Here is a 6,506-nt window from a genome sequence, read left to right as displayed (position 1 = left end):
TGGAAGCGTTTTTATCTGAAATGGTATGACTCTGCACATCCATCAGCCGCTGAACTTTGTCCAAAAACGACGGCGTTGCTGAAAACCTTGCCGACCATTAAAGCCGCGATGTTTACCGAGCTGGCACCTGACAGCCGTTTGGTTCGTCACCGTGACCCTTATGCGGGTTCATTGCGTTATCACTTGGGGTTGATCACACCGAATGATGATCGCTGCTTTATTGATGTGGATGGTGAGCGCTATTCATGGCGCGATGGTGAAAGCGTGGTCTTTGATGAAACTTATATTCACTATGCCGAAAACACCACTGATCAAAACCGCATTATTTTCTTTGCCGATGTCGAGCGTCCATTAAAGACACGCTTTATGGAACGTTTCAATCACTGGTTTGGTAAAAAAGTTATGACCGCTGCCAGCTCTCCAAATGAAGCAGGGGATCAAACGGGTGGACTGAATAAAGTCTTTGGTTATGTCTATCAAGTGCGGATCAAAGCTAAAGCCTTGAAGAAAACCAACCGTCAACTGTACTACTTCTTAAAGTGGTTCTTAATGCTCGGAATTTTCTTCCTGATCTTTGTTCGACCTTATGTGTTTTAAAGTACATTAAACGCCCTGAGGGGCGTTTTTTTATTTGGGCAGAAAAGGGGAAGCCTATCTGCCCTTTTGATTTTTCTATTTATTTCAAGGCTTACAGTGGATTTGAACCACGCATGGCTTTATGCTTTATCCAGTTAAAACTAAAAACAACATGAGCGCGTATCTCTTTCATTTTTAAGATCGCAACTTATAAGTTAGATAAAGCATGAGGTTTCAAGGTGCAAAAGTTTCTTGTAGTTAATTAATTTTACGTTGATTTAATATCTCTTGTCCTAATTCTTTCCAAATTTGCCATTTCATATCATTTGGATCAATTTCAGCAGTTTTAAGCAGAACTCCAAGTAATTCGGCGGGGTCACGCTGATCTAGGTTAGCAATTTCAAAAAGTGCGCCTAATTGGATGAGGTGACGTGTACGAGCTTTACGTTCAGCTTCCTTTTCCGCATTGAGTAATTTTCTAACAACGACTTTCTGTTTATTTGCTCGATCTATAGCTTTTTCAGCTTTGATAAGGGCATTTAATTTCTTTTCTTGTTCAGGTGTTCGGTACTGAATTTGAGCCAATTCCAATAGAAGTTTTTGAGCATCACTTGGATTCTTTAATGCAGAAATGTAGGTAATTTTTTCAGACAGCCATTCATTATTCATATTCAATTCCTTAATTCAGATACCGCAAAAGTACATGCTCAATTCTCAAAGAACGATAACAAAATAATTACGTCCAAGGTACGCAATTTTGTTAAAGTTCGTTCTAGATATTGTCGCCTGCACTTCCATCAAAATTTTGATGGCGCGCTTAGACGTTTCTCAATTTCATTGAGAAACCTAAGCACGTTAGGGATTTCATCCCTAAAACCCTGAAACTTCTTTTTTTAATTCAATTTTCAATTGAATTAAAAAAAGAAGTACCAAAGCTAGGAGCAACAGCATGCAACTAAAACAGGTCTTGGGAAAAATCAAAGATATTAGTTTTGGCGTGATCGCAGCACCGCTACTTATCATCATTATGATGTGGGCTTCGATACTTGATCAAAGAGCGTTTAAAAAAGAACGTAACCGAAAAAAGGAACAGGATAAGACCTAATGGCGATTGCTCGTTTAAGTGTCAAAGTCGGTAAGGCAGGCAAAGCAGCACCGCATGCCGAATATATTGATCGGGATGAAGAAAAGAAGCTGAAACAGGAGCAGGCAGAAACCGACCTTGAACATAGTGCCTATGGAAATATGCCGAAATGGGCTGAACATAATCCGATTACCTTTTGGCAGGCAGCCGACCTTTACGAGCGCAAAAATGGCAGTACCTATCGAGAATATGAAATTGCCCTACCTAGAGAAATGAATGCCGAGCAACGCTTAGAACTGGTTGAGGACTTCATTCAGTCCGAGATCGGCTCAAAATATCCGTATCAATTTGCGATTCATAACCCTAAAGCAATGGACGGCAACGATCAGCCCCACGTCCACCTGATGTTTAATGAACGTCTGCAAGATGGAATCGAACGAGATCCGGAGCAATATTTCAAACGCTATAACAGCAAGAATCCTGAACGTGGCGGAGCTAAAAAAGACAATACCGGCAAGAGTTACCAGGAACGAAAAACTGATATTAAAGACCTACGCCAAAGATGGGCAGATTTATGCAACAGCCATTTAGAAAAACACCAAATTGACAGCCGTATTGATATGCGAAGCTATAAAGAGCAAGGCATAGACAAAGAACCTGAAAAAAAATTATTACCAAGCCAAGCCAAAGACCCTGAAATCAGGGAAGCCTTGCAACAGTCACGTACAGCCTACAAAGAGCTTGAGCGACTAGACTTAGGCGACCCGAAAAAAGACCTGAAAGAACTCAAAGACAGCCCAATTTCAGACAAAGAAATTAAACAGGGTATTGAGAGCTTTAAGGCTGATTTTGACAGCTTCAAACAACTTGCCTTACAGCAGTACAAAGAACAGCAGAAATTAGAACGAGAGCAACAGAAAACCATGAGTTATAAGGGGATGAGCCGATGACACCTGATGAAAAAAAGTTATATGCACTGATGGCAGTTGCAGAACAACAGCAGAACCTAGTCAATCAGGCTGTTAAAGAGCTTCAAATCACCGAAGAACGCATTCAAAAGGTCATAGCAGGGCAAACCCATAGTACCGTATCAAAATCGCTAAATACGGGCTTACAGGAGGGTACAGCGGAGCTTATTAAGACCGCCAAAGCACTTGGACATTTAAAAAACTCGATTGAATCAACCAGTGATCAATTTTCATGGAAAATCATCACTATCGTTTTAGGCATTTTCGCCATTCTTATGCTTGGCATCATTTGGCTGTTTAGTGTTTATATCAAACCTTTAGAAAATATCCCGCAGATCGAGAGCCTAAGACAGCAAGGCATTCAGTTTGATCTTGGAAGCTGTAAAGTCGATGGAGAATCTAAAACGTGTGTCCGAGTGATGAAAGAACAGTGCGGATATGGAAATGCTAAAGATTTTTGCGTGATAGACCCTAAATAACAAACATCTGAAAAAGAAAAAGCCCATTCAGTATTGAAACTCAATGGGCTTTCGCTTTATATTCAGCGGTACGCAGTTATTTGATGCGCTAACATCAAGTAACGAAGATCAGCAGAGCTACCAACTCGTGCAGATTTCACCACAAGGCTTGTACCTGAACTCTATTTTCACAATAAACAGTGTTTAGATCAAGACTCAAAATGATAAGTCTTCGTTAATACGTGTTTTTAATCATCAAATAAGCATCATAGATCGAGCTTTGCCTGCTTCTGCGTGTCCGTTTTACGGATTGGCATGCGTTGCATGTGGAGGGAATAAGTGTCACTGGTGCAACGTAGCGATAGTCGAAAGGCTAAACCGCTACAGGGGAATCTCACAAAAGCGGAGCGTTAAGAGTAGTTGTATAGGTTGGTTAAGTTGTATGTTGGGGAAACCCTCGCAGAGATACCGCCATACTTCGACAGGGAGCGTGTGGGGAGAGGTGCAAGACCTTTAGTCCTTGTCTGCATAGTTTGCAAAGCTATGTGCGGATACGACCGATATACGTGGCTCCGAAGCCAAAAGAATATACGGTAAATCGGCAATACTTAAAGGATGCGTCATTTTTTTAAATGACCGCCTTTAGGGAGAGTATTGCCGAAACTCTCTCAACCGTTTCCAAAGCCAAAGCACGAAGTGCGACGCTTTGGGGGCGAGTTGAGAAGTTGAGAGCTTATTAAGCGTTTAAGAATAATAAGCGGATGTTTGATCTATTCTAATTTTATTGCTTAGGCTATTTGACTAATTAATTATGTTTTCAATAGCTTGTTTAAGTTCTTTAAATACTTCTTTGCTTTTCTTATTCCAATAAAACCATGTGCCAATTGCAATAATTAAAAAGAAAATAAAACTTTTAAAAATAAAGCTTAAGACTATAACTGCCACAATGCTTAACCAAAATTTTTTTGCATAGTGTTTTATAGAAATTTCTCTAATAATGTCATTTTGTGTTGTGATGTTTCTTAGGCTGTGATTGTTTAATACAACGTATGGCCCTCTTTCTTGATTTGGAGATATCACCCAAATTACTTAAATTTCATGTCCTTCTCTTAAACTTACATCCCAATTTTTGAGTTTAATAGAATGTTCTTGTCCATCTTGATCTATTAAAAAAAATTCATCATGGATAGTTGTACTAGATTGAATATTTACAGGTGCTGTACCACCAGTTCCATTATATGTTGCTCCACCACCGCCTGAGCCATATACGTGTAACTCTCTCTGTTTGTTAGATTCTAAGATTTTTCCAGTAACTTCATAGATTCTGTACTCTTTGTTATGGATGGTAATTGTTGACATGAAAAAAGTACCTTAATATTTAAGAATATAAATTGAACTAAAAATTGTAGAGACCTTTGCACAAACCAGCGACCTACTCTCGACACCAATCTCAAACTCAACTAAAAACTGGAATTGGTGTTAAAAGATAGAAAAAGTCACCGAATTGGCATAACACTCTCCTAAATTGCAGTTAATTCAGATCTATTGGCTAGTTTTGCCAACCAACAGACACAATAACCCTAAGCCAATCCATATTTTTGTTTCAGACTTAGGGCCGTTTTTAAATTATGCACAATGCTAGCAAGCACTGTACTGGTATGAAATTGCATTAACCCTAAATGACGAGCCTTGCTCATCCCATAATGCAATTTAAAATGACCAAATACCCGTTCCACCGTATTTCTGGTTTGGCTCTTTTGGGTATTGGAACGTTTTTGTTGTTCGGTCAAAGGGGTATTACGCCATGCTCTATCATGAATATAATTGTTTATCGGTGGTTCATGCTTGGCAAGATAGTCGTCATGGGCTTGGCTTTTATACGCACTGTCAGCGTAAACAGCAGATTCATTCCCTGTTAAAAGCGTGGTAAAACATTGTGAATCATGCACATTGGCTGGGGTGGTTTCAACTTTTTTGACAAAGCTGTCTTCATCACAGTTTAGATGGATTTTAAAGCCGTAGGTGGTTTTCACTTTGCCTGTGCTGTCTTTTTTACTGACGTAGGCAGCTTCTTTGTCTTGGGTATTGTCGGTATGTTTGCCTTTTTTAGCTCGTTTGTTCTTGGCTTCGACGATACTGGCATCGATGATGCTGACACTGCCTGCTTTGATGATAATATTTTGCTCGGCTAGTTGCTCATTGATTTGGTTGAATAAGGGTTGGGTAAGTCCAAGTTCGCCTAGGTGTTTGTGGTATCGCCAGATGGTGCTGTGGTCAGGTACGTTATCGGTAAGCGATAGCCCGACAAAGCGGCGAAAGAGTAAGTCTCGTGCCAGTTGTTTTTCCATGGCTGGGTCTGATAAGCCATACAGTTTTTGTAGTAATAAGACTTTAAACATGATGACTGGGTGAAAGGCACTTTCGCCACGGTCGCTGTTATGAACATGACGTAAGGTGTGTTCGATAGTCTGCCAGTTGATGAGGTTGTGTAGTTCATCGAGTTCTTCAATGGCTTTGTGGTGATTAACTAGACTGTCTGCTAGGGACAGCTGCCCTGTTTGTTTCCATGCCATGTCGGTGTCTTTTGTTATGTGGTTGATTATAAAGCATTATATCATTTTAACGAACTTTTGTGTATCTGTTCGTGCAAAGGTTTCAATTATTTCGTGTGCTTGCGTGATGTATTTTTGAATGATGCGGCCTAAATAGAGTGAAGTTTTTGTTTCGGTTAAGATTTTTTATGGATGAGTGATTAAAAAATGATTAGACAGCGTCCTTATATTTCAAGTCAATATTTGTGCCGATTTTGGCAATTTAGTCAATGCTGCACTTGCAGGTGAACTTAAACAGAATGAAAACTTGTGATGAAAAGCTGGAAATAGGACGTACTTTGCAGCCTATGCTACAATTCGCAGTCTAGACCGAATACTGGTCTTTTTCTTTTATTTCGTTTTCTTTGGTTTCCAGGTTTTCATATGATTAAGTGGATCATTCTGGCGATTTTTATTCTTTCTGCACTTTATATTCAGCAACGTGGGAAGGTTCGTCACTCGTTTTATCGTCAATTTTTCGATCACTCAACGATTCTTGCGCCAATTAACTACCTCATGTACATGTTTTCAAAGGTACCGAATCAGCCATATATCGATACACAGCATTTTCAAGACTTAAAAGTGTTGGATGAAAACTGGGAAATGATTCGTGATGAAGCAAAAGCTTTATATGAAAAAGGCGGAATTAAAGCATCGAGCAGTTATGATGACTTGGGGTTTAACTCCTTTTTCAAAACAGGCTGGAAGCGTTTTTATCTGAAATGGTATGACTCTGCACATCCATCAGCCGCTGAACTTTGTCCAAAAACGACGGCGTTGCTGAAAACCTTGCCGACCATTAAAGCCGCGATGTTTACCGAGCTGGCAC

Annotated in this window: 9 protein-coding genes; 5 read left to right on the top strand and 4 right to left on the bottom strand. The window is 39.8% G+C overall.

The window, feature by feature from the left end:
* A partial coding sequence (locus tag FTU82_RS15270) for an aspartyl/asparaginyl beta-hydroxylase domain-containing protein (RefSeq protein WP_180101590.1) occupies window positions 1–597 on the top strand: 597 nt, incomplete at its 5' end.
* A 237-nt stretch (window positions 598–834) separates the two neighbouring features.
* On the opposite strand, the gene FTU82_RS15265 is transcribed toward FTU82_RS15270, so the two are convergent.
* A complete protein-coding gene (locus FTU82_RS15265; RefSeq protein WP_179995789.1) occupies window positions 835–1,245 on the bottom strand; it encodes a conjugal transfer protein TraD in 411 nt (136 codons plus the stop codon).
* A gap of 280 nt (window positions 1,246–1,525) precedes the next feature.
* Here FTU82_RS15265 and FTU82_RS15260 point away from each other — a divergent pair, with 280 nt between their 5' ends.
* The 3 genes from FTU82_RS15260 to FTU82_RS15250 are packed head-to-tail and all read left to right on the top strand — an operon-like array spanning window position 1,526 to window position 3,107.
* Window positions 1,526–1,681, top strand: a complete 156-nt coding sequence (locus tag FTU82_RS15260) for a hypothetical protein (protein ID WP_004847148.1) — start codon at window positions 1,526–1,528, stop codon at window positions 1,679–1,681.
* On the top strand, window positions 1,681–2,610 hold the full coding sequence (locus FTU82_RS15255; RefSeq protein WP_179996692.1) for a MobA/MobL family protein: 930 nt from the start codon (window positions 1,681–1,683) through the stop codon (window positions 2,608–2,610). Before FTU82_RS15260 ends, FTU82_RS15255 begins: the two co-directional genes overlap by 1 nt.
* A complete protein-coding gene (locus tag FTU82_RS15250) occupies window positions 2,607–3,107 on the top strand; it encodes a hypothetical protein (protein ID WP_179991827.1) in 501 nt (166 codons plus the stop codon). Before FTU82_RS15255 ends, FTU82_RS15250 begins: the two co-directional genes overlap by 4 nt.
* A 780-nt stretch (window positions 3,108–3,887) precedes the next feature.
* On the opposite strand, the gene FTU82_RS16285 is transcribed toward FTU82_RS15250, so the two are convergent.
* The 3 genes from FTU82_RS16285 to FTU82_RS15240 form a co-directional block, all read right to left on the bottom strand.
* On the bottom strand, window positions 3,888–4,166 hold the full coding sequence (locus tag FTU82_RS16285) for a hypothetical protein (protein WP_257218346.1): 279 nt from the start codon (window positions 4,164–4,166) through the stop codon (window positions 3,888–3,890).
* A gap of 9 nt (window positions 4,167–4,175) precedes the next feature.
* Window positions 4,176–4,445 carry a hypothetical protein gene (locus FTU82_RS16280; RefSeq protein ID WP_257218345.1) on the bottom strand — a complete coding sequence of 90 codons (270 nt, stop codon included), beginning with the start codon at window positions 4,443–4,445 and terminating at the stop codon, window positions 4,176–4,178.
* A gap of 221 nt (window positions 4,446–4,666) precedes the next feature.
* Window positions 4,667–5,659 carry an IS5 family transposase gene (locus FTU82_RS15240; protein WP_180036307.1) on the bottom strand — a complete coding sequence of 331 codons (993 nt, stop codon included), beginning with the start codon at window positions 5,657–5,659 and terminating at the stop codon, window positions 4,667–4,669.
* Window positions 5,660–6,061: 402 nt separating this feature from the next.
* On the opposite strand from FTU82_RS15240, the gene FTU82_RS15235 reads away from it, so the two are divergent.
* Window positions 6,062–6,506 (top strand): aspartyl/asparaginyl beta-hydroxylase domain-containing protein (locus FTU82_RS15235; RefSeq protein ID WP_180101588.1); only part of this gene is annotated, 445 nt, incomplete at its 3' end.

Source organism: Acinetobacter sp. YH12151 (assembly GCF_013418355.1).
GTDB classification, from domain to species: Bacteria; Pseudomonadota; Gammaproteobacteria; order Pseudomonadales; family Moraxellaceae; genus Acinetobacter; species Acinetobacter pseudolwoffii.
This window is presented reverse-complemented; position numbering and strand designations above follow the sequence as displayed.